Below are 22184 nucleotides of genomic sequence, written 5' to 3'. Positions count from 1 at the left end.
GACGTACCGCGTACCGCGGGCCGCGGCTGTGCAAGCCGATGCAGAGGCAATGGCCTCCCGCTCAGACATCCACGACATCGATGTCCTCGATGGCAACGCCGGTGGCTGCCTCGCAGGCACGGCGGACGGCCTCGGGCTGGCCGGCGTGGAAGATGAAGTGGCGCAGCAGTTTGTTCCACTTCGGATGGCGTTCGTACTCGGCGCGCGGCAGGCCGTCGAGAAAAAAGTCACGCGAATCGCTCGGTAGAATCAGGCGCCGGTTGGCGTGCGCGTCGCGGATCACGCCTTTGGGGTCGCGCCCTTGCGCGACGGCGTCGATGTCGTCAAACAAGCGCCGGCGGATCATGGCAATGCCTTTGTCGCTGGCACCCAGGTTCTCGCGCGTGCGGTCGGTGACCGGGCCTTGTCCGACCCAGGCGATGATGTCCTGGTTGATCACATGGCTGGAGATCCAGCGGCCCGTGGCGGGATCGCGCGTGGGGCTCTTCCAGCTCGGGATCGTGCGCTGCACGAAAGGCTCGGCCTCGCGCGGGACGCGGATGAACGACCAGGTGACGCTCAGCGTGTTGGTGTCGTCCACCGGCACTCGCCACTCGAAGTGATCGCCGAGGAAGAAGCCGTTCGGCCACAGGCAGACCCGGCCGATGGTCCACAGGGGATGCCGCTCGTCGGTATCTTCGCTGATGCGCTTGTAGAGGAAGCCGTGTTCGAATTCTTCGAAGCCGAGCCGCAGGTGGCGCGGCGCGCGCCGCCCGCCCTCGCCGCGCAGTTGTCGCCCCCAGTTGGCGTGCATCCATTCAAAGTGTACCGGGTCGATCGAGTTCTCCTGTGCTTGCAGCCAGTTGCAGGGAACATCGGCGAACACCACCTGGACGAAGCCATTGCCCCAGCTGAAGGGCTCCCAGTCCGGCAGTTGTGGCACAGGATCTGGTCCCAGGTAAGCCCACAGCATGCCGGCCTTGGCTGCGACGTGGTAGGCCTTGAGGCGAACACGCTCGCGCAGCCTGGCGGCCGGATCGGCGACTTCCTCGAATGGTTGCTCGATGCAGCGGCCACGCGCGTCATAGCACCATCCGTGGTAATTGCAGCGCAGGCCGTGCTGTTCCACATAGCCGTAGGCGAGATCGGCGCGGCGGTGGGCGCAGTGTCGGGCCACCAGGCCGTAGTCGCCGCTCAGATCCTTGTAGAGGACCAGGTCCTCACCCATCAGGCGGACGGGCTTGATGGCCTCGCGTTCCAGTTCGTCGACGCCCGCGATCGGATGCCAGTGGCGGCGCAGTACCTCACCCATCGGCGTGCCGGCTCCGACGCTGGTCAGCAGTCGGTTCTTGTCTTCGCTCAACATACGATATTCCTGCCAGGGTCAGAGCTCGGCTCGGAAGCCGGATGCCTTGATGATCGGCGCCCAGGTTTCAAGCTCGGCGCGCTGGCGGCGCGCCATCTGCTGGTCGTCGAGGTAGTCTGGAACGACGGCGAGATCCTTCATCAGGAAGTCGCGCGACCTTGGCGTCGAGAGGATCGTGCGCAAGGCCTGCTGCATGCGTGCGATCTCGCGTACGGGCGTGCGGGCCGGCGCCCACATCGCGGTCCAGCCGTCGCCATGCGTGACATCGATGCCCTGCTCGGCCATGGTCGGCATCTCCGGTGCGAGCACGGAGCGCTTCTCGCTAAAGATGCCGAGCAATTGGATCCGGCCCGCCTGGTGGTATCTGCGCAGGTCCTCGAGCAGCGTGACGGCGCTGGCGATATGTCCGCCGAGCAGGTCGGTGATCATCGGCGGCGTTCCCTTGTAGGGGGCGACGGCCAGGTCGATGCCGGCTGCCTTGGCGAACTGCAGGCCGAGGAAGTGATTCTGACCGCCCAGGCCCGGTGTGCCGAACGTGGCCTGACCCGGATTGGCCTTGGCCCAGCGGGCGAAGTCGCGAGCGTTGCCGGCCCGCGTGGCAGCGCCGGCAGCCATCCCGCAGGGAAAGGAAACCAGGCCGGCAACCGGCTCGAAGTCCCGCCAGATATCCCATTTGAGCTGATTGCCGAACACGAGCGTCTGGAAGGTCGGCGTGGCGTTGGGAGCGATCATGTAAGTGAGTCCGTCCGGTGCGGCGGACTTCAGCGCATCTGCTGCGAGCCTGCCGCCAACACCGACACGGTTCTCGATAATCACCGGCTGCTCGAGCAATGAGGACAGCGCGTCGGAGAAGTAGCGCGCGATGGCGTCTGTGCCACCACCAGGCGGCAGGCCCAGCAAGATCCGGATCAATGGTTTGCCGCGCATGTCGGCAAAGGACGCGGCCGGCATGCAGAGGCCCGCACAGGCGGCCTTCAGCAGCCTGCGGCGGCGGAGGCTGGTCATGGTTGTCTCCGGGTTTGTTTTTATTGGGGAATCGGGGGCGCTGCTTGTCCTGGCGGCGGTGCTCAGGCGGCGCTAGAGAGGTCGCGCCAGTCGCTGCCGGCCGGCAGCACACCGCCGACCGATACCGCCTGGCGGTAGTCCAGCTCAGGGCTGTCGGCCAGCGTTGGCGTACGTCCGGCCTGGAACTCGCGCACGGATTTCAGCAAGGCCTGGCGTACGCGCAGCACCGCGCCGTCGGCTGAGCAGAGTTGCTCCGTGGTGCGGTCGGCGATCGGCCCCTGGCCGAGGAACATGGCGAAGTCCTCGGTGCCGAGGTGCTGCGGGAAGCCGGTGGCGTGGCCGCGCTTCATCAGATTCCGATTCTGGCCCCAGTTGTCCTCCGGGCCGCCGGGCGGCAGCGGCGGGAACGCCCATACGTCCGGTGTGGCCGACATCACGGTCATACCGAGCGGACGGTGTGGATTGAAGTGGACGAACCAGGCGCGGTGCGTGACGTCGTCGACGGGGGTGGAGAAGAACACGGTACTCGGGCCGTTCGCATCGGGCGCGCAGATGATGCCGTACCAGGGCATCACGAAGTTATTGAGGCGCACGTAGACCTGGTCATCGCTGAGCGGGCGGATTGCCGCGTAGCGGTAGCCGTAGGGACGATCCTCGAACTCCAGTCGCGGCGCCAGCGCCTTTGTCATGTGCAAGCGCTGGTTGCCCGATCCGGCGGTGATCTGCGTGGTCGACTCATGCAGCACACCGACGTGCGATGAATCCATCGAAGCTTCCACGCCCTGGACCCAGTTGGTTGGCACTTCCTGGCTGGTGACCGAACGCTGGCTCTCGGGCAGGGAGACGAAGGGCAGCTCGGGGAACTTCGGTGGCGTGTCGCCGCGGCCCAGCCACACCCAGACGATGCCGCCCCGATCTTCCACCCGGTAGCGATTGACGCGCACGTGCTTGCAGAACTGCTGCTGGTCGCCGACGTGGTTCGGCGCCTCGACCACCTCGCCATGCGCGTTGAGCTTCCATCCGTGGAAGATACAGCGCAAGCCGTTGTTCTCGTTGCGCCCCATCAGCAGCGAGGTCTTGCGGTGCGGACACAGTTCGTCGAGCACGCCGACGCTGCCATCGGTGGTGCGGAACGCGACGTAATTGGCGCCAAGCAGGCGCACCCGCACCGGCGCGCCGTCTGCTACCAGCTTGGAGGACGGCACGGCCGGAATCCAGTAGTGCTGGCGGATCATCTCGCCCATCGGTGCGCCGTTATCGACCCGCGTCAACAGCTCATTGTCTTCCTTTGTCATCGGCATGGTGTCTCACTCCCCGTCTTGATAAAAGGCGCGCGTATAGACGCGTCTGCAATTGCATTCGAAGATGTTGCGGCGCTGCGCTTCGCTCAGCCACTCGATGCCTTCGATCACGGGCTTCATGTCGTCGTAGTCGCGCCCGGTCAGCGGGTTGCGCGCGCTGCCGGTACCCGGCTTCTCAGTGCCGAACAGCACGTTGTCTGTGCCCGCCACCTTGAGCAGCAGATCGATGGCCTCCGGCGAGTAGTTGCAGGTGTCGAAGTAGAGGCGCTTGAGCTGCTCATCGAAGCCGGTGGTCTCGCCCTTGCGCGCGGACCATGCGCGGAACCGGCCCATCTGGTAGGGAATGGCGCCGCCGCCGTGAGCGACGACGATCTTCAAGTCCGGAAACTGCTCGAATACCTTGGAACCGAGCAGAGAGACGATGGCAATGCTCTCTTCATTGATGAACTTGAGTGTGTAGGACTCGCGCGCGCTGCAGCTTCCCGCCGAATGAATCAGGCCGGGTACGTCGAGCCGGGTCATGGCCTCGTACAGCGGATACCAGAACGGGTCACCCAGCCCGGGCGGGGTAGGGCCTTCGCCTTCCGTAGGGTCCGGATTGATCAGGCAGCCGACGAAGCCCAGTTCGTTGACGCAGCGCTCCAGTTCCGGCACGGCGCGCTCGGCGGGCGATTCGAGCATGAACTGCGGCAGGCCGGCCACGCCGCGGAAACGGTCGGGGAACAACGCGACGTAGCGGGCGATGAGGTCGTTGCAATGGCGCGACCAGAGCTCCGTGACGCGCCCTGGCTTGACCGAGTGCATCTGCAGGTAAGGCCGTGGCGAGATGAACTGCACGTCGGTGCCGACGGCGTCCATGCTGCGGACCAGCTCTTCCGCTACCTTGCGCACGGAGTCGTCCGCGATTTTCGGCGTGGTGGAGGGGTTGGCACGGCCGCCGACAAGTTCCGCCATATAGCGGAAGCTCTCGGCGGGCATGACGACGTGGGCGTGGGAATCGATGATCATGGGGTTTCAGCCTTGGTTCGCGTCGGCCACGACGGCCAGACACTCGAGTTGCAACTGCATGCCGTGCTGCAGGTCGTGCACGACGATATGGCGCGCGGGACGGTCGCGCGGATCGGGAAAACAGGCCAGCCACTGTGCGTTGACGGGCTCGCGCACGCTGTCGTCCTTGACGTAGACGGTGAGCTTGACCACATCGGCCAGCGTGGCGCCGCCGGCCTCCAGTACGCGCCTCAAATTGACAAAGGCCTGCACGGCCTGTCCCGATGCCGTCGGTGCGAGCTTGCTGGTGGCGGGATCCTTGCCGGACACGGCAGAAGTGCAGAGCACGTTTCCCACACGCGCCGCGGCCGGGATCGGCGCCTGATGGGCAAGGTCGGGGATATCGATGGAACGCAGCGGTCGGGTCATGGAGTCCTCGTGGGGCCAGTCGGTGTGATCGGATGACGGTGGAAGCCGGTCTCGGTTTCGAAGAAATGCGGCGGGACCATGGCCAGGAATTCGGCGAAGCCTGTCGTGCCAGCCGGAACGTGCAGCGTCATGGCATCGGCGGCGTGTCCTTCGTCACCGCTGACAATCGCTTGCGCGATGCGCTCGTGGTCCTGCAGCGAATGCATGATCTGCGCTTGGGTGACGAAGTCGCGCGGCCGGTAGCGCTGCACGCGGCGGCGGGCATAGCGGATCTGGCTGGCAAGGTAGTCGTTGCGGCAGCCGGCGTAGATAGCCTCGTGAAATGCGGTGTTGGCTGCGGCGTATCCCGCCGCATCCGCCTGTTCGGCGGCTTGCCGGCATTGGCGTAAGCCGTCTTCAAGCGCCGCGTGCAGCGTGGAGTCACCCCGGCGCGCGGCGAGCTTGGCCGCCAATGCCTCCAGTTCGCCCACATATTCGAGCATCGAACGGACTTCACTGATCGACATGCGCGTAACGGATACACCATGGCGCGCAACAATGCATACCAGATCGCTTGCCAACAACTGTTGTATCGCCTCGCGAACCGGCGTCCGCGAGACGTTGAAACGCTGTGCCAGCGCCCGTTCGTCCAGCGGGGTGCCCGGCGGCAGGATGCCGTTCTCGATCTCTGCGGCCAGTGTCGAGCGTATGTCGCCGGCGAGGCTGGCACGACCGCCAGGCTCGCCGGCGGCGGACGCCGAGCCCGCTGCCATCGGGGCCGCGGATGCGACAGGTCTTGTTTGAGTAGCGGTCATGATGCGTGCGCGCTGGGCCAGCAGGGAGCTTGCAGTTTTCCTGCTAGAAAATATACAACACAACTGTTTTGGTATGCAAATAGGAAGAAGAATGATGCGTGGATGTTGGCTGCTGGGCTCGATCTTTGTATCGGCGTATGTCAATTGCAGCGTTATGTTGCAGCGTCATGTGGCGAACTATCCGCGTGCGGCGCGCTGCGGGAAGCATCCGGCGCTGTACTGCTACGTGCCCGGCCTTGGCCCAAGGGGCCTCACCATCCGGCGTGCTGCGGCTGTCGGGATCCTTGCGGGTAAACACTTATAATTGGATGCCAATAATTTTATCTGGTGTATTGAAATTGCTTTTTGTGTATGCCAGAATTCTCAAAAATACAGGAGATGTCGTGCGGCTCACCCCTGGTTCGCACGTGTTCCTGTGCTTCTTCTTCCATCGCAAGGTTGCAAGGCGTACTTCCCATGAATCCTTCCATCGCTTCCCCCGCTTCACCGGAGCAGGCGTTGCTGCCGCTGGGCCGCATCCTTGCGCCAGCATCGATCGCTATCGTCGGGGCGTCGGCCGACCCCCGCTCGTTCGGCGGATTCGTCTTGGACAACCTGGAGCGTTTCGGCTACGCAGGCGCCGTACACCTGGTCAGCCGCAGCAGCACCGAAATCAACGGCCGGCCCTGCGTCAAAACGGTGGACGCGCTGCCGCAAGGGATAGACCTGGCAGTACTGGCGATTCCCGAGGCCGGTGTGCTGGACGCCGTGCGTGGTCTGGCGGCGCGCGGCACCCATGCTGCCGTGTTGTTCGCCTCCGGCTACGCGGAGGCGGGCGAGACGGGGCGCGTCAAGCAGGAAGAGCTGGCGCGGGTGGCGCGTGACAGCGGGATCCTGCTGCTGGGCCCGAATTGCATGGGCTTTACCAATTTCGAAGTGGGTGTGCCGGTGACCTTCGAGCCGCTTGCTCCGCAGCCGGCCGCGGGCCGGGCCGGCGTGGGCGTGGTGGCGCAGAGCGGCGCCATGGCGGCCAATGTGCGCGATGCGCTGAGCGGCCGGGGTCTGCCGCTGACTGCGGTGGTGTCGACGGGTAACGAGGCAGTGCTGGGGCTGGAAGATGTGCTGGCGCACTACATCGCCGATGCGCAGACGCGCGTGATCGCCGTCTATGCGGAACAGGTGCGCCGCCCGCAGACGTTTCTGCGCCTGGCGCGGCAGGCGCGCGAGGCGGGCAAGCCGGTGGTGATGCTGATGCCGGGGCGCAGTGCGCGGGCACGCGAGGCCGCGCAGTCGCATACCGGTGCGCTCGCTGGCGATCACGCCACCGCCTCGGCGGCGCTGGCGCGCGAAGCCGTGGTGCTGGTGGATTCGCTGGACGAGCTGTTCGATGCCGCTGCGATCCTGCTGCGGTTTCCGGTGCCGCCGAGCGGCGGCCCGGCTTTCATGACCGGGTCTGGCGCGATGAAGAACATCGCGCTGGATTTCTGCGATGCGCTGGACCTGGACCTGCCTGCGCTGGGCGAGCAGACGACGGCGCGCCTGCAGGCCATGCTGCCGGCCTACGCGGTGGCCGAGAACCCGCTCGACTACACCACCATCAGCGTGCGCCAGCCTGGGCTGGTGGGCGAACTGCTGCTGGCCATGTTGGCCGACGACAACATCGGCAGCATCGTGCTCAGCATCCCGGCAGGTCCGACGGTAGCCCAGCGCGACAAGGCCGAGCACATCGTGCCGGCGCTGGCGCGCGCGGAGAAGCCTGCGGTCTTGGTGGTCACCGGCGACGCAGGTCCGATCGAGCCGTTTTTCGTCGACGCCATCCGCGCCAGCGGCGTGCCGTTCTTCCGCTCCCCCGACCGCGCGCTGCGTGCGCTCCGGCGCGTGACCGCCTACGGCGAGGCGCTGCAGCGAGCCCGGCGTGCCAACCAGGTCGATCCGGTCGCGGTGGCGTTGCCGGCGCCGCGGCCTCCTTCCGGTGTGTTTGCCGAATATCAGGGCAAGGCATGGCTGGCTGCCGCCGGCGTGGCAGTGCCAGCCGGTGGGCTGGCGCAGAGCGTAGAGGATGCGGCCACGATCGCCGCGAGCCTTGGCTATCCGGTGGTGATCAAGGCCCAGGCCAGCGAACTGCCGCACAAGAGCGATGTCGGCGGCGTGATCATCGGGCTGGGAGACGAGGCCGCTTTGCGCGCGGGCTGGCAGCAGTTGCAGGACAACGTCGCCAGGCATCGCCCCGGCCTGCGCCTGGATGGTGTGCTGGTGGAGAAGATGGGCGAGCGCGGGCTCGAACTGGTGGTCGGGGCGCGCCGCGACGCCGGCTGGGGGCCGGTTGTGCTTGTCGGCCTGGGTGGCATCTGGATCGAGGCACTCGAGGACGTGCGCCTGTTGCCGGCCGATCTGGCCGAAGAGGACATTGTGACCGAACTCGGACGGCTCAAGGCCGCCTCGCTGCTGCGCGGCATCCGCGGTGCGGCGGCGGTCGACGTGCGGGCGATCGCGCGCGTGGTGGCGCTGATCGGAACGCAGATGCGTGCCAATCCGGCCATCCTGGAGATTGACGTCAATCCTCTGCTGGCCTATCCCGACCGTGTGCTCGCCATCGACGCGCTGGTCGTGTGCGCTGCGCCGCAAGCCTGAGACAACGCAATGAAGCTCGAATTTTCCGCCGCCGACGAGGCATTCCGCCAGGAAGTGCGCGCCTTCGTGCGCGAGAACCTGCCCGCCGATATCAAGCGAAAGGTCGAACTGGGCCTGCGCCTGGAGCATCTGGACTATGTGACGTGGTTCCGCATCCTGGAGTCGCGCGGCTGGCTCACGCCGGGCTGGCCGGTCGAGCACGGCGGTCCCGGTTGGAACCACGTGCAGCGCTACATCTTCGATGAGGAAACCATGCTCGGCAGCGCGCCGCGCATCATCGCCAGTGGTATCCAAATGCTGGGGCCGGTACTGATCGCCTTCGGCACCCCGGAGCAGAAGGCAAAGTACCTGCCCGATATCCGCCGCAGCAATACCTGGTGGGCGCAGGGATTCTCCGAACCGGGGGCGGGATCCGACCTGGCAACGCTGCGGACCACTGCCGTGCTGGAGCCGGACGGCAAGCACTTCGTCGTCAACGGCCACAAGGTATGGACCTCGTACGCGCACTGGTGCTCGATGATGTTCGCCCTGGTGCGCACCGATCCCGACGCGGCCAAGCCACAGGAAGGCATCTCTTTCCTGCTGATCGACATGGCCTCGCCCGGCGTGACGGTGCGTCCGATCCGCATGCTGGAGGGGGGTACCGACCTCAACGAGTGTTTTCTCGACAACGTGCGCGTGCCGGTGGAGAACCTCGTCGGCGAACGCAACAAGGGCTGGTCGTATGGCAAGTATCTGCTCGGCCACGAGCGTACCGGCATTGCCGGCATCGGCTCGTGCAAGCAGCAACTGGCGCGGGCGCGCCGGCTCGCGCAAGCACAGGGGCTGGGCCATGACGCGGTGCTGGCATCGAAGCTGGCCCAGTTCGAGATCGAGGTGATGGCGCTGGAGTTCACCGCGCTGCGCCTGCTCAGCGCCAACCAGAGCAGTCGGGTGCCGGCGGTCGAGGCCTCGATGCTGAAGGTGCGTGGCACTGAGTTGCGCCAGGGCATCCATGCGCTGCTGGTGGACATCGCCGGCCCGGGCGCGGTGCCGTTCGATCGCGAGGGCAACCTGCTCGAGGCCGCCGGCCTGGAGCGGGAGGGCGCGCCGGTGCCGCCGGAACTGGCCGCGTTGGCGGCCAACTACCTGGACGCGCGCAAGCTGTCGATCTACGGCGGCGTCAATGAAGTGCAGCGCAACCTGATCAGCAAGGCCTTCCTTGCAGCCTGACCACTGACCGAACATGGACTTTTCTCTGAACGACGAACACATTGCCCTGCAGGACGCCGTGCGGCGCTTTTGCGACGGCGAGTATCCCGCGCACCAGCGCGGCGACGACGAGCCCGCCGAGGTGGCCGCGCGGCGCTGGCAAGGCATGGCGGAGCTGGGTCTGCTCGGGCTTCCGCTGGGTACCGACGTGGGTGGCAGCGGTCTGGGCGCGGTGGAATCGATGCTGGTGGCGCAGGAACTCGGCCGGGCGCTTGGCGGTATCGGCTGGCTCTCCAGTGTGGTGGCCGCCGGCCAATTGCTGGACCAGCTCGGCAGTGCGGCGCAGCGCGAGCGCTGGCTGCCTGCGCTGGCCAGCGGCGGGGCGCGCGCCGCGCTGGCCCTGCACGAGGCCGGCGCACGCTACGACTACCGCCGCCCCGCCACACAGGCCCGCCGCCAGGGTTCGGGCTGGGTACTCGAAGGCGGCAAGACACTGGTCCTGGATGGCGCCGCGGCGCAACTGCTGATCGTGTCGGCGCAGGTGGAGGGCGGCGGCCCGACCTTGTTCGTGGTCGAGGCCGGAGCACCGGGTGTCGAAGTGCAGGACTTTGCCACGCTGGATGGCCGCCGCGCGGCCAGCGTGACGCTGCGAGGCGTGGCGCTGACGGCCGGAGATGTACTGGGCGAGGTGGGCGGGGCATTGCCTGGCATCGAAGCCACGGCCGACCGAGTCAACGCCGCGCTGTGCGCGGAAGCCGCTGGCGCGCTGCAAGCGCTGATCGACCTGAGCGCCAAGCAACTCAGGACACGCAAGCAGTTCGGCGCTCTACTGGCCAGGTTCCAGGTGTTGCAGCATCGCGTCGCCGACATGCTGATCGCGCTCGAACAGTGCAAGTCGATGGCTTGCGCCGCGGCCATGGCGGTGGATGCCGGTGAGCCGGCGCTGCGCCGCCGCCTGGTCTCCGCCGCCAAGGTGGTGGCCGGCCAGGCTGGACGTCAGGTCGGCGAGTGGGCGATCCAGATGCATGGCGCCATGGGCATGACCGACGAATGCCGCGTCGGCCACTACGCCAAGCGGCTGCTGGTGATCGGCCAACTGTTCGGCGATGCCTCATATCACCTGGACCGCTTCGCCGCGGCGTCCTAGGTTCCGCTGCATCGCTGGGCGCGCGCGGAAAGACAAGATCGACAACAGCCAAAGCGTCGAGAGACAGACGCAAGGAGACAGCAGATGGCCATTTTCAGCAAGCTACGCCGCGCCGGGATCGTCCTCGCGGCCGGACTGGGCATCGGGTGGGCCGCGATGACAGCCGCTCAGGAGCGGCAGCCGATCCGGCTGTTGGTGGGATTCCCGCCGGGCGGCTCGACCGACACGGTGGCGCGCATCCTGGCCGACAAGCTGCGCATCGTCCTCGACCAGCCCGTGGTGGTCGACAACCGACCGGGCGCGGGCGGCCGGCTGGCTACCGGCATGCTGAAGAACAGTACGCCCGACGGCTCGACCTACATGGTCGCACCCAACGCCACGGCGATCTTCCCGACCCTGCTCTACCCGCCGGCTGCGCTGCGCTACGACCTGCTGACCGATCTGGCACCGGTCGCGATGGTCGTGTCTTATCCGCTGGCGTTGGTCGTCAGCACGCGGGTGGGCGTCAGCAATGTCAATGAGTACGTGGCCTGGGTCAAGGCTCACCCGAAGGAGGCTGTGTTCGGCACCGCGGGACTGGGTGGACAGACGCACTTCACCGGGCTGCAGTTCGGCAAGGCGGCGGGTGTGGCGCTCAATGTCGTCCCCTACAAAGGCAATGGACCGCTCACCACGGATCTGCTCGGCGGCCAGCTTGCCGCGGCGGTGATGACGGCGGGCGACATTCTCCCGCACCAGCGCAGCGGCAGGGTCAAGGTAATCGGCGTGTTCGCCGCTAAGCGCTCGCCGCTGATGCCGGAGGTACCGACTGTGGCCGAGCAGGGGGTCAAGGTCGACGCTGCTGAGGCGTGGGCGGCCGTCTGGGCACCGGCGCGTACGCCGAAGGCCGAGATCGAGCGCATGCAGGCGGCACTAGGCAAGGTGCTGGCAATGCCGGAAGTCCAGCACACCCTGACGCAGAACGCCACGCAGCACCCTGATTTCCGTCCCGCTGCCGAACTCGATCGCCTCCAGCGTAGTGAGCTGGCCTACTGGGGCCCTGTGATCAAGGCGAGTGGATTCACGCCCGAGCAATGAAACCGAGGCGCGCTTGCGCGCCGCCAGGTCCGCCGAATCGTTGGTGATGCAGGTCGAAGCCTTGCCCTGCGGGTGACATCGGGTCGTCCGCGGCAGGCACCGATCGACTTCACCGCGGTGGCTGGCCTGCCTGTCCCCCGACCTCTGCAATCATCATGAGTCTGAACGGATCCGCATACATCGTGGGTGCCTACGAGCACCCGACCCGCAAGGCCGACGAGCTTTCGGTCGCACGCCTGCACGCCGACGTCGCCAAGGGGGCGCTGGCCGACGCCGGCTTGTCTGCCAGCGACATCGACGGCTACTTCTGCGCCGGCGACGCACCCGGCCTCGGCACTACCACCATGGTCGAGTACCTCGGCTTGAAAGTGCGCCACGTCGATTCCACCGAATGCGGTGGCTCAGCGCCGATCCTGCATGTGGCGCATGCCGCGGAGGCGATTGCCGCCGGCCGCTGCAACGTGGCGCTGATCACGCTGGCAGGGCGCCCGCGCGCGGCGGGCGCGGCGCTGGCCCTGAAGGCGCCGGATTCGGACGCACCCGACGTGGCCTTCGAACTGCCGTTCGGTCCTGCCACCCAGAATCTGTATGGCATGGTGGCCCGGCGCCACATGCATGAGTTCGGCACCACCAGCGAGCAGCTGGCATGGATCAAGGTGGCAGCCTCCCACCACGCCCAGCACAACCCTGACGCCATGCTGCGCAATGTGGTGACGGTGGAGGACGTGGTCAACTCGCCGATGATCGCCGATCCGCTGCACCGCCTCGACTGTTGCGTGATGTCGGACGGCGGAGGCGCGCTGATCGTCGCGCGGCCGGAGATCGCCCGGCAGCTCAAGCGTCCGCTGGTGAAGATCAAGGGCACCGGCGAGGCGCCGAAGCACGCCAGGGGCGGCGACATCGACCTGACCTGGTCGGCGGCCGCCTGGGCCGGGCCGGCGGCTTTCGCCGAGGCGGGCGTCACGCCGGCCGACATCAAGTATGCGTCGCTGTACGACAGCTTCACCATCACGGTACTGATGCAACTAGAGGACCTCGGCTTCTGCAAGAAGGGCGAGGGCGGCAGGTTCGTCGCGGATGGTGGCCTGATCTCGGGCGTGGGACGGCTGCCCTTCAATACCGACGGCGGCGGGCTGTGCAACAACCATCCGGCCAACCGGGGTGGCGTCACCAAGGTGATCGAGGCCGTGCGGCAGTTGCGCGGCGAGGCGCATCCCGCGGTGCAGGTGAAGGACTGCGACCTGGCGCTGGCAAGTGGCATCGGTGGCGCGCTCGCATCGCGCCACACCGCCGCGACGCTGATTCTGGAGAGGATCTGAACATGACGAGCACGACGAACGCACAATCCGAAAAGTCCGCCAAGCCAGCCGTCCCGGGCGGCCCGCGCAGGATACCCGCCCCGCGCATGCTGCCCGAGAGCCAGGCTTTCTGGGACGCGGCCGACGCCGGCCGCCTGCTGCTCAAGCATTGCCTGGATTGCGGCAAGCCGCACCACTACCCGCGCGACATCTGTCCGCACTGCCTGTCCGAGCGCACCGTATGGCAGGAGGCCAGCGGGTTCGGCACGGTCTACTCGTACAGCACGATGGGGCGCGCCGAGGCGGCATACACATTGGCCTTCGTCACGCTGGACGAGGGCGTGACCATGATGACCAACCTGGTCGACTGCGATCCGCGCGAGCTCGCTATCGGCCAACGTGTGTGCGTGGTGTTCCGGCAGAGCGAGGGCGGGCACGCGGTACCGATGTTCGCGCCCGCCGGCGCTGCCTGAGGCCAGTGCCGGGCGCACGTAGCGGCCCGGCGCGGCGACAACGAAAGACGGAGTTACCCAATGCAGGACGACAACAGCGCTGCAGGAGAAGCAGGCCAGGCGGGCCAGGCAGGCCCGCGCCGAGGCGCGCTCTCGCGTTTCACCATCATCGACGCCTCGCGCGTGCGCGCCGGTCCCACCGCGATGCGTTTGTTCGCCGACATGGGCGCGCGCGTGATCAAGCTGGAGATCCCGCCCGGAGCGCCGGGTGGCGACGACATGATCGGTGGGCGCGACCACAACCGCGCTGACTACGAGAACCTGCACCGTAACAAGGAAAGCCTGACGCTGAACATGAAGACGGCAGCGGGGCGCGAGATTCTGCATGAGCTGGTCAAGCGCGCCGACGTTTTCATCGAGAATTTCCGCCCGGACGTCAAGGACCGCCTCGGCATCGGCCCCGACGCTTTGCGCGCGGTCAATCCTCGCCTGGTCTATGCCAGCATCTCCGGCTTCGGCCAAGACGGTCCCTGCGCACGCTGGCCCGGCTTCGACTCCATTGCCCAAGGCATGGGGGGGCTGATGAGCGTGACGGGCAAGCCTGGCGAGGGGCCGATGCGGGTGGGCATCCCCCTGGCTGACCTGTGCGCGGGGCACTTCTGCGCCATGGGCATCTTGACGGCATTGCTGGAGCGGGAGGCGTCGGGCGAAGGGCAGTGGGTGCAGACCTCGCTGCTGGAGGCACAGGTGGCAATGCTGGACTTCCAGGCGGCGCAATGGCTGGTCGACGGCAATGTACCGGAGCAGACCGGCAATGAGCACCCGCTGACCGTGCCTACCGGCGTGTTCGCCACCAGCGATGGATACCTGAATATCGCCGCCATCGGCCAGACCATGTGGCGGCGCCTGTGCGAAGCGCTTGGCGTGCCGCAGCTGGTGGCGGAGCCGGGCATGGGATCGGATCCCGAGCGGGTCAAGAACCGCGAGCGGGTCAACGCTGCCGTCGAGGCGGCGCTGCGGCAGCGCACCACCGCCGAGTGGACCGAACGGTTGCTCGCGGCCGGTGTTCCATGCGGTCCGATCCATCGCGTCGACCAGGTGTTCGCCGATCCGCAGGTGAGGCACCTGGGTATCGCCTGGCCGATGATGCATCCGGAACTAGGCGACATCTCGCTGGTGGGCCAGCCGATGCGGCTGTCGCGTTACCAGCGCGAAGCTCCGCCGCGCCCGGCGCCGCGGCAGGGCGAGCACACCGACGGCATTCTCACCGAGCTGGGCTACAGCGCCGAGCGCATCGCCGAGCTGCGCGCAGGCTTCATCGTTTGACTCCAAGGACATTGACATGGCAAGACTGGTCGCCGCATTCGGCTCGTCGCACAGCATCATGCTGGTATCCCAGCGCGAGGACTGGCAGCATGGCTTTCGCCAGGTAGACCCGAAGAACCCCCACTATTACGACAGCGAGGGCAACGCCACCACTTACGAAAAGCTGCTGGCCATCGCGCCACCGGACGCCGAGGCGATGGTGACGCCGGAACGCATGGGCGAGCGCTTCGACCAGGCGGAAGCCGCGATGGATACCTTGCGCGACCGCATTCACGCTGCGAGGCTGGACGTGCTGCTCGTGGTCGGCGATGACCAGACCGAATTGTTCCGCACTACCAACAACCCGGCCTTCGCCATCTACTACGGCGAGACCATCCGCAACGCGAAGCGCGAGGAGGGCTTGTCGGACGGTTGGTACAAGAAGGCGCGCATGGCGCGCCAGGAGCCGGACGCCGACCGCGAATATCCGGTGGCAGCCGGCATGGCGCGCTGGCTGATCCGCGAACTCTGCGACCGCGACTTCGACATTGCCGCCATGGACGGGCTCGAACGCGGGCAGTTCGAAGGCCACGCCTTCTCCTTCATTCACCGCCGCTACCTGCAGGGCATTGATCTGCCCGTGGTGCCGGTCATCGTCAACACCTTCGACCCGCCCAATCAGCCCACGCCGCGGCGATGTATCCAGCTCGGCGCCACGTTGCGCGAGTTGATTGCGGGCTATCCGGAAGACCTGCGCGTGGGGGTGCTGGCATCCGGCGGGTTGAGTCATTTTGTCGTCGACGAAGCGCTGGACGAGGGCATCATCGACGCCATCCGCCGCAAGGACACTGCCTACCTGGCCGCGCTCGACCCCAAGCAACTGCAGGCGGGCAGTTCGGAGATCCGCAACTGGCTGATTGCGGTCGAGGCAGTCAAGGACCTGGACCTCGAGTGGGTGTCTTACACGCCGGGCTACCGCAGCCCGGCCCTGACCGGCACCGGACTGTGCTTTGCCGCCTGGCGCACGCTCGATTGAGCGCCGGCCGCGCCAATCATCGAAAAGAACACGGAGAACACGGAGAACACGGAGAACACGTCATGACTCAATACGATTCCCACGTGCAGCGGCTGCGCCGGCTTGACTGCTGCGCGGTTTCCGATGCGCTCGACAAATTGCGCCTTCCCGGTGTGGTGACAGGGCTGCCGCAGCGCTCCGGCGCCGGACGCATCGCCGGACGCGCCGTTACCGTCAAGCTCGGCACCGGCGCGCCACCGGAAGGCCCGGCGCGCCATCTGGGTTGCACCGCGATCGAGGCCGCCGGTCCCGACAACGTGATCGTGGTCGAGCAGCGCAGCGGCGTCGAGGCCGGCAGCTGGGGTGGCTTACTGTCGCTGGGCGCCAAGGTGCGCGGCGTGGCTGGCGTGGTCGCCGACGGCCCGGTGCGCGATATCGACGAAGCCATCGGCTTCGACTTCCCGGTGTTCAGCCGCGGGTTGACGTCGCTGACGGCGCGTGGGCGCGTGGTCGAGAAAGGTACCAACGTGGCCGTCGAGGTAGGCCACGTGACGGTTCATGCCGGCGATTACGTGCTGGCGGACCGTAGCGCGGTGATCTTCATCTCGTCCCAGGACATCGAGCGCGTGCTCGAAACGGCGGAGGCCATCGTGCTCAAGGAAGCTGCAATGTCCAAGGCGATCCTGGCCGGGACGCCGATTGGCGAGGTCATGGGCGGCAACTACGAACACATGCTGCAGAGCTGAGGAGGAGCAGGACATCATGAGCCAGAAAGAAGACATCAACATTGAACGGGCCGGCAGGCTGGATACCGCCACACTGAGCGACGCGCTCGACAAGCTCGGGATCGGCGGGCAGTGCTACCGCATCCAGGCGCGCGGCGAAGGCTTCGCCATGGCGGGCCGCGCCTTTACGCTCCAGTACGGCCCGGCGGCCAATCCGCCCGGCACGGTGGGCGACTACATCGACGACGTGCCGCCCGGCAGCGTGCTGGTGCTGGACAACGGCGGGCGCGACAACGCCACCGTATGGGGTGACATCCTGACCGAGATCGCCCACCGCCGCGGCATCGCAGGCACGGTGATCGACGGTGTCTGCCGCGACGTGGCGCTGTGCCGCAAGCTGGGCTATCCGGTGTTCAGCAAAGGCCATTGGATGCGCACCGGTAAGGATCGCGTGCAGGTGGAAGCGACCAACGTCCCGGTCAACATCGGTGACGCGCGGGTGCAGCCCGGCGACATCGTGCGGGGTGATGCGGATGGCGTGGTGGTCATTCCACGTGAACACGAGGACGCGGTGCTGGATACCGCCGAAGCGGTGGAGCGCGCCGAGGAATCGATCCGCGAGGCTGTGCGTGGTGGCATGCGCCTCGACGAGGCGCGCCGGCAGTTCCGTTATCACCAACTGCAGACCAAGGGAGCCTGAGCATGAAGGAACACGACGCCGCGTCCACCACGCGGACAGCATTCGAGCGGGTGGCACCGGCGCTGGTGGAGGCGGCGCGTGCGCTGCCGACCGCCACGCTGCATGAGGCCGGCGGCAAGGCCGGGGCCCTGCCGAGTGCCATCAAGCCGGTGGCCCCGTCCTTCCGGCTGAGCGGCCCGGCCCTGACCGTGCACTCACCGGGCGGCGACAACCTGTGGCTGCACCGCGCGCTGGAGATCGCCCGGCCCGGCGATGTGCTGGTGGTACATGCCAGCGGCGTCTTCGAGCATGGTTACTGGGGCGAGATCATGACTACCGCCGCCAAGGTGAAAGGCCTCGGCGGCCTGGTCATCGACGGCTGCGTGCGCGATGGTGTGCTGCTCGAAGAAATCGGTTTTCCGGTGTTCGCGCGTGGCTTGTGCATCCGCGGGACCGGCAAGGACTATGGCGCCATCGGCTGGCTCAATGAGCCGGTGCTGATCGGCGATGTGAGCGTGGCCGCGGGCGACCTGGTGGTCGGCGATGCCGATGGCGTAGTCGTGCTGGCGCGCGAGCGTGCCGAGGCAGTGGTGGCGAAGGCGCGCCAGCGCGAACTGGACGAGGCGGCCGTCCTCGCGCGCGTGCAGGCGGGTGAGTCGACCATGCAGATTTATGGCTTTCACTGATTCCACCGACGGCGGACAAAGATGACGACGGACTCTCCCCGCGGCCTGCCGCCGCAGCTCGATATCGATGGTGCGATCGCCACCATCACCCTGCGCCGACCTGATGTGGCCAACCGCCTCGAACTGTCGGATCTCGAACAGCTGCGCCAGCAGCTCGCTGAGGTCGATGCCGCGCCTGGCGTGCTGGTGCTGCGATTGCGCGGCACGGGACGCCATTTCTGCAGCGGCTTCAATATCGGGGAGGTCGGCGGCAGCGAGGCCGGTGCGCGCTTCGAGGCGCTCGCTGCGGCGCTGGAGGCGGCCCGCCCTGTGACGATTGCCATACTCAACGGCGGTGTCTACGGCGGGGCGACCGATCTCGCGCTGGCCTGCGATTTCCGCCTCGGAGCACCAGGCTGCGAGATGTTTGTGCCGGCGGCTCGGCTCGGCCTGCTGTTCTACCGTGGGGGGCTCGAGCGCTATGTGTCCCGCCTGGGGCTTGGCATGGCCAAGCGAGTGCTGCTCGCCGCCGACAAGCTCGACGCGCAGCAGATGCTGGACTGCGGCTTCCTCGACAAGCTCCTGCCCGATAGCGCGGCGCTGGAAGCCGAGGCCGGGCGCCTTGGCGGGGAACTGGCCGGCATGGCACCGCTGGCATTGCTGGGCATGAAAAAACACTTGAACCGCATCGCGGCCGGCCAGCTCGATGCGGGGGACATCGCACGGGATATCGCGCTGGCGGACGCCTCGGAGGATCTGGCCGAGGGCGCGCAGGCTTGGCGGGAAAGGCGCGCGCCGCGTTTTCACGGCCGCTGAAACCGATGGCGGGAGATTGGATATGAATCGGGAAGGTATCAGCCAGGACGGCTATTTCAAGCGATTGCAGCGCGGCGAAGCGGCACCGCCGCCCGTGGCGACGCTGCTGGGCGGGAAGATCGGGACGGTGGATCTGGAGGCGGGCGCGCTCACCTCCGCCTACCACGCGACGGAATCCTTCCTCAACCCGGCAGGCCAGGTTCAGGGGGGCATGCTGAGCGCCATGCTGGACGACGTGACGGCGATGCTGGTGACCGCCACGCTCGGGGAAGGCGAGGCCTGCGCCACCCTGAACCTGAACGTGACCTTCTTGCGCGCGGCGCAGGCGGGGCCTCTGCAGGGGCGTGCCACACTTGTACGCCGCGGCAGGGATATCTGTAACGTCGCCGGCGAGTTGCTGCAGGAGGGCCGCGTGGTGGCGTCGGCCGTCGCGACCTGCATGATCGTGCGCGGCGGCGATAGCCGTCGCGCGGCAGCGGCGTGAACGGTCGTCAAGAGCCTGCGCCCGCCGGGGCGCGGGCCCACGTGCGCCGGGACGTGCGCAACACGACGCGCCGTGCGCTGTTGGCCGCGCGGAAGCTTGCCGCCTCCGCGCCGGTGACTGATGCGGCGGCGCTGTCGGGCTTGTTCGATGCCTGGATGGCGGCGGCCGACGGGCGGGGCCGACTGGTTTGCATGGCGTCGGCGGTGGAACTCGGCCTGCCCGTGGTGCGCTATCTGGCACCGTGCCGGCAGGCGGTCGCTGACGTGGATGACACGGCGCTACGGGCGCTGTTCTGGGCTGCCTGCCGGCGCTTGCAGGATACTTTGCAGGCCGCCGGGTGAGCGAAGCAAGGCGCGTGGGTGGCAAGAGTGGTGCCGTCGGCAACGGCAGCAGACCGGCGCCTGGCGTTGGAAGAATGCAAGGAGACAAGGAAATGAAAGAACTGGCCGGGGTGGTGGCGGGTACAAGATCGTCGAAGCGCGGCCTGTACTCCACGTGGTTTCTGTTGCTGCTGACCCTCATCTATGCGTCGAGCTTCGTCGACCGCATCTTCCTGTCGGTGGTAGGGCAGGCCGTCAAGCTGGAGATGAACCTGTCGGATGCCGAGTTGGGCGTGCTCGGCGGGCTGGCGTTCTCGGTCTTCTACTCAGCATTGGGCATTCCCATGGCGCGCCTCGCCGAGCGCTACAGCCGCGTCATGCTCATTTCCCTCTCGATCGCGGCCTGGTCGGCCATGACCGCCCTGTGCGGCACCGCCGGGGGGTTCTGGCACTTGCTCGTTTACCGGCTGGGGGTCGGCATCGGCGAGGCCGGCAGCACCCCGACCGCTCATTCGCTGATTGCCGACCAGTTCCCAGAGGGGAGACGGGCGACGGCGCTGGCTTTGTACGCCTTAGGTCCGCCTATCGGTGTTCTGGCAGGGGCGATAGGCGGTGGTTGGGCGGCGCAGCACTTCGGCTGGCGCCACGCTTTTTTCGCCGTAGGCCTGCCGGGGATCGCGCTCGCCGTCCTCGCCTGGTTGACGCTGCGTGAACCTCGGCATGCGCAGGTCGACGCCGCACCACCCACTGCAGTTCCTCCGTTGCGCAGCGTGGTCCATCTGTTGATGTCGAGCCGCATCTTCGTGCAGATGCTGCTCGGCACCGTGATCGGCGCATTTGCGCAATATGGCATCAACCTGTTCCTGCCGGTCTATCTCGCTCGTGTCTACGGCATGGGGCTGGCTCAGGCCGGCATGGTATTCGGTCTGATCGTCGGGGTCGGCGGTATTGCTGGCAATGCGCTGGGCGGATATCTCTCCGATGCGCTGGGCGCGCGCGACAAGCGATGGTATGCCTGGGTACCGGCCATCGGGACGCTGCTCGGATTCCCCTTGGCCGCGATGGCGTTCACCCTGTCCGACTGGCGTCTGGCGGTGCCCCTGCTGCTGGGCTGCACCGTCATGTTGAACGTGTGGAACGGGCCGACCTTCTCGATCGTGCAGGGGCTGGTGACGCCGCGTATGCGCGCGACCGCATCGGCCTTCGTGTTCCTGTTGATGAACCTGGTCGGGCAAGGCCTGGGCCCGACCACCGTCGGACTGCTGAGCGACCGCTTTGCCGCCAGCCTGGTCAAGGGAGGGGGCTACCAGGCCACTTGCCACGCCAGTGCGGCCGGGGCACAGGGACACGCTGCGGCGGGGGCGGTGTCTCAGGCTTGCACACAGGCTGCTGCCAGCGGCCTGCGCTACGCCTTGCTGCTTATGAGCGTCGTCCTTGTCTGGTCCGCATGGCACTACTTTTCAGCGGCGCGCCACATCGATCGCCGCTGAACGCCGCACCCGCCGGAGCGGCAGTTCGGCGCGGTCCCGCAAGCGCTCGGCGATGCGCTCCCGCTCCCGTGTGGCCGTTCCGGGAAACTCAGCGAACGGCTTACGCTTCGACCACGGGGTTGGCCGGCTTGCGCCCGCGCCGGGCGCGCGGGCGCTCCGCAGCGGCAGTCGTCGTGGCTGCTGCCATGCCCGATGCTGTCTCCCCCTCCAGGTAGCTGGAGGGGAGCATCGAGAGGAACTCCGAGAAGCCCGTGGTGCCAATGGGGGCGTGATGCAGCATGGCTTCCTGCGCCGCGGCTTCGTCGCCGCGCAGAATGGCGTCGACCAGCGTCTGGTGCTCGCCCAGCACGCGCTGGCGCTGTGCCTGGGAGCCGAAGATCTTGGGCCGGTAGCGCTGCATTAGCCGCCGCATGCTCTTGATCTGTTCCGACAGGTATTCGTTGCGGCTGGCGTCGTAAATCAACTCGTGAAATGCCGCGTTGGCCTTGCCGAACTGCTTGCCGTCGTCCGCTGCGGACGCTTGCTCACACGACCGGGCCAGCGCCTGGAGTTCGGCGCGCTGGGAGTCATCCATCCGACGGGCCGCGAACTTGGCCGCGATGGCCTCGAGTTCGGCAAGGAGCTCCAGGGTTTCGCGCAATTGGGGGATGGAGAGGCGAGAGACGAATACTCCGACTCGCGGAGCAATCCTGACAAGATTCTGGACGGCCAGTTGCTGCAGCGCCTCCCGGACCGGGGTCCGCGACACGCTGAATCGTTCTGCCAGCGTGCGCTCGTCCAGAAGCGCGCCGGGCGGGAAGGCCCCGCTCTCGATCTCGGCCTGAATAGTGCTCTTGATTTCACTTGCCATGCTCGGCTTTTTCGACAAGGTCATTGAGTGCTATGCCAGTGATGTCGTTGATGGGCATTTCGCCGTATGCACGGCCAGGTTCGAGTATACCAAATCAATCTTTTGGCATTCACCGCCAGGCAGGATGGCGCGGTGAGCCGCGCAGATCCGCTACCCTGACGGCCCATGTGGCGTATTGCCTCGGATTGCGCGCACGCCC

22 protein-coding genes are annotated in these 22184 nt (G+C 67.0%); 15 read left to right on the top strand and 7 right to left on the bottom strand.

Translation table 11 applies throughout. The annotated features are described in order from the left end of the window. Positions 1-61 precede the first annotated feature (61 nt). The 6 genes from BKK81_RS29825 to BKK81_RS29800 all read right to left on the bottom strand — a co-directional run bounded on the left by BKK81_RS29825 (position 62) and on the right by BKK81_RS29800 (position 5819). Positions 62-1345, bottom strand: a complete 1284-nt coding sequence (locus tag BKK81_RS29825) for an aromatic ring-hydroxylating dioxygenase subunit alpha (protein WP_071020472.1) — start codon at positions 1343-1345, stop codon at positions 62-64. 18 nt (positions 1346-1363) lie between these two features. Further along, the gene (locus tag BKK81_RS29820) at positions 1364-2350 is read right to left on the bottom strand and encodes a tripartite tricarboxylate transporter substrate-binding protein (RefSeq protein WP_071020470.1); all 987 of its coding nucleotides are present in this window, start codon (positions 2348-2350) and stop codon (positions 1364-1366) included. A 62-nt stretch (positions 2351-2412) separates the two neighbouring features. Then, positions 2413-3651, bottom strand: a complete 1239-nt coding sequence (locus tag BKK81_RS29815) for a Rieske 2Fe-2S domain-containing protein (RefSeq protein ID WP_071020468.1) — start codon at positions 3649-3651, stop codon at positions 2413-2415. A gap of 6 nt (positions 3652-3657) precedes the next feature. Beyond that, positions 3658-4659, bottom strand: a complete 1002-nt coding sequence (locus BKK81_RS29810; RefSeq protein WP_071020465.1) for an amidohydrolase family protein — start codon at positions 4657-4659, stop codon at positions 3658-3660. A gap of 6 nt (positions 4660-4665) precedes the next feature. Continuing rightward, positions 4666-5067: a RidA family protein gene (locus BKK81_RS29805; protein WP_071020463.1), complete on the bottom strand. Its 402-nt coding sequence runs from the start codon at positions 5065-5067 to the stop codon at positions 4666-4668. Further along, positions 5064-5819 (bottom strand): GntR family transcriptional regulator, encoded by a 756-nt coding sequence (locus tag BKK81_RS29800; RefSeq protein WP_071020460.1) that lies wholly within the window; start codon positions 5817-5819, stop codon positions 5064-5066. Before BKK81_RS29800 ends, BKK81_RS29805 begins: the two co-directional genes overlap by 4 nt. A gap of 498 nt (positions 5820-6317) precedes the next feature. Between BKK81_RS29800 and BKK81_RS29795 the strand changes: the two genes are divergently transcribed. The 15 genes from BKK81_RS29795 to BKK81_RS29725 all read left to right on the top strand — a co-directional run bounded on the left by BKK81_RS29795 (position 6318) and on the right by BKK81_RS29725 (position 21135). After that, positions 6318-8471: an acetate--CoA ligase family protein gene (locus BKK81_RS29795; RefSeq protein WP_071020457.1), complete on the top strand. Its 2154-nt coding sequence runs from the start codon at positions 6318-6320 to the stop codon at positions 8469-8471. Between the two features lie 9 nt (positions 8472-8480). Then, a complete protein-coding gene (locus tag BKK81_RS29790) occupies positions 8481-9683 on the top strand; it encodes an acyl-CoA dehydrogenase family protein (RefSeq protein ID WP_071020454.1) in 1203 nt (400 codons plus the stop codon). 13 nt (positions 9684-9696) lie between these two features. Continuing rightward, positions 9697-10809: an acyl-CoA dehydrogenase family protein gene (locus tag BKK81_RS29785; protein WP_071020452.1), complete on the top strand. Its 1113-nt coding sequence runs from the start codon at positions 9697-9699 to the stop codon at positions 10807-10809. 84 nt (positions 10810-10893) lie between these two features. Further along, positions 10894-11886 carry a tripartite tricarboxylate transporter substrate-binding protein gene (locus BKK81_RS29780; RefSeq protein WP_071020449.1) on the top strand — a complete coding sequence of 331 codons (993 nt, stop codon included), beginning with the start codon at positions 10894-10896 and terminating at the stop codon, positions 11884-11886. 155 nt (positions 11887-12041) lie between these two features. After that, positions 12042-13205, top strand: a complete 1164-nt coding sequence (locus BKK81_RS29775; RefSeq protein ID WP_071020446.1) for a thiolase domain-containing protein — start codon at positions 12042-12044, stop codon at positions 13203-13205. A gap of 86 nt (positions 13206-13291) precedes the next feature. Beyond that, a complete protein-coding gene (locus BKK81_RS29770) occupies positions 13292-13657 on the top strand; it encodes a Zn-ribbon domain-containing OB-fold protein (RefSeq protein WP_071020444.1) in 366 nt (121 codons plus the stop codon). A gap of 60 nt (positions 13658-13717) precedes the next feature. Further along, on the top strand, positions 13718-14962 hold the full coding sequence (locus tag BKK81_RS29765; protein WP_071020441.1) for a CaiB/BaiF CoA transferase family protein: 1245 nt from the start codon (positions 13718-13720) through the stop codon (positions 14960-14962). Between the two features lie 16 nt (positions 14963-14978). Continuing rightward, positions 14979-15977, top strand: a complete 999-nt coding sequence (locus BKK81_RS29760) for a protocatechuate 3,4-dioxygenase (protein ID WP_071020438.1) — start codon at positions 14979-14981, stop codon at positions 15975-15977. Between the two features lie 62 nt (positions 15978-16039). Then, positions 16040-16702, top strand: coding sequence for an RraA family protein (locus tag BKK81_RS29755; RefSeq protein WP_071020437.1), 663 nt, complete (start codon positions 16040-16042; stop codon positions 16700-16702). 16 nt (positions 16703-16718) lie between these two features. After that, positions 16719-17381 (top strand): RraA family protein, encoded by a 663-nt coding sequence (locus BKK81_RS29750; protein WP_071020434.1) that lies wholly within the window; start codon positions 16719-16721, stop codon positions 17379-17381. A gap of 2 nt (positions 17382-17383) precedes the next feature. After that, positions 17384-18046 carry an RraA family protein gene (locus tag BKK81_RS29745; protein WP_071020431.1) on the top strand — a complete coding sequence of 221 codons (663 nt, stop codon included), beginning with the start codon at positions 17384-17386 and terminating at the stop codon, positions 18044-18046. A 21-nt stretch (positions 18047-18067) separates the two neighbouring features. Then, the gene (locus tag BKK81_RS29740; RefSeq protein ID WP_071020428.1) at positions 18068-18841 is read left to right on the top strand and encodes an enoyl-CoA hydratase/isomerase family protein; all 774 of its coding nucleotides are present in this window, start codon (positions 18068-18070) and stop codon (positions 18839-18841) included. Positions 18842-18863: 22 nt separating this feature from the next. Continuing rightward, positions 18864-19325 (top strand): PaaI family thioesterase, encoded by a 462-nt coding sequence (locus BKK81_RS29735; RefSeq protein WP_071020425.1) that lies wholly within the window; start codon positions 18864-18866, stop codon positions 19323-19325. 53 nt (positions 19326-19378) lie between these two features. After that, positions 19379-19666 (top strand): hypothetical protein, encoded by a 288-nt coding sequence (locus BKK81_RS29730; RefSeq protein ID WP_156811492.1) that lies wholly within the window; start codon positions 19379-19381, stop codon positions 19664-19666. Positions 19667-19758: 92 nt separating this feature from the next. Then, positions 19759-21135: a spinster family MFS transporter gene (locus BKK81_RS29725; protein ID WP_083384538.1), complete on the top strand. Its 1377-nt coding sequence runs from the start codon at positions 19759-19761 to the stop codon at positions 21133-21135. A 100-nt stretch (positions 21136-21235) separates the two neighbouring features. On the opposite strand, the gene BKK81_RS29720 is transcribed toward BKK81_RS29725, so the two are convergent. Beyond that, on the bottom strand, positions 21236-22009 hold the full coding sequence (locus BKK81_RS29720) for a GntR family transcriptional regulator (RefSeq protein ID WP_071020420.1): 774 nt from the start codon (positions 22007-22009) through the stop codon (positions 21236-21238). Between the last annotated feature and the right edge of the window lie 175 nt (positions 22010-22184).

This window comes from Cupriavidus sp. USMAHM13 (assembly GCF_001854285.1).
GTDB classification, from domain to species: Bacteria; Pseudomonadota; Gammaproteobacteria; order Burkholderiales; family Burkholderiaceae; genus Cupriavidus; species Cupriavidus malaysiensis.
Note: the sequence above shows the minus strand (reverse complement) of the source record. Positions and strands in the feature narration are given on the sequence as shown.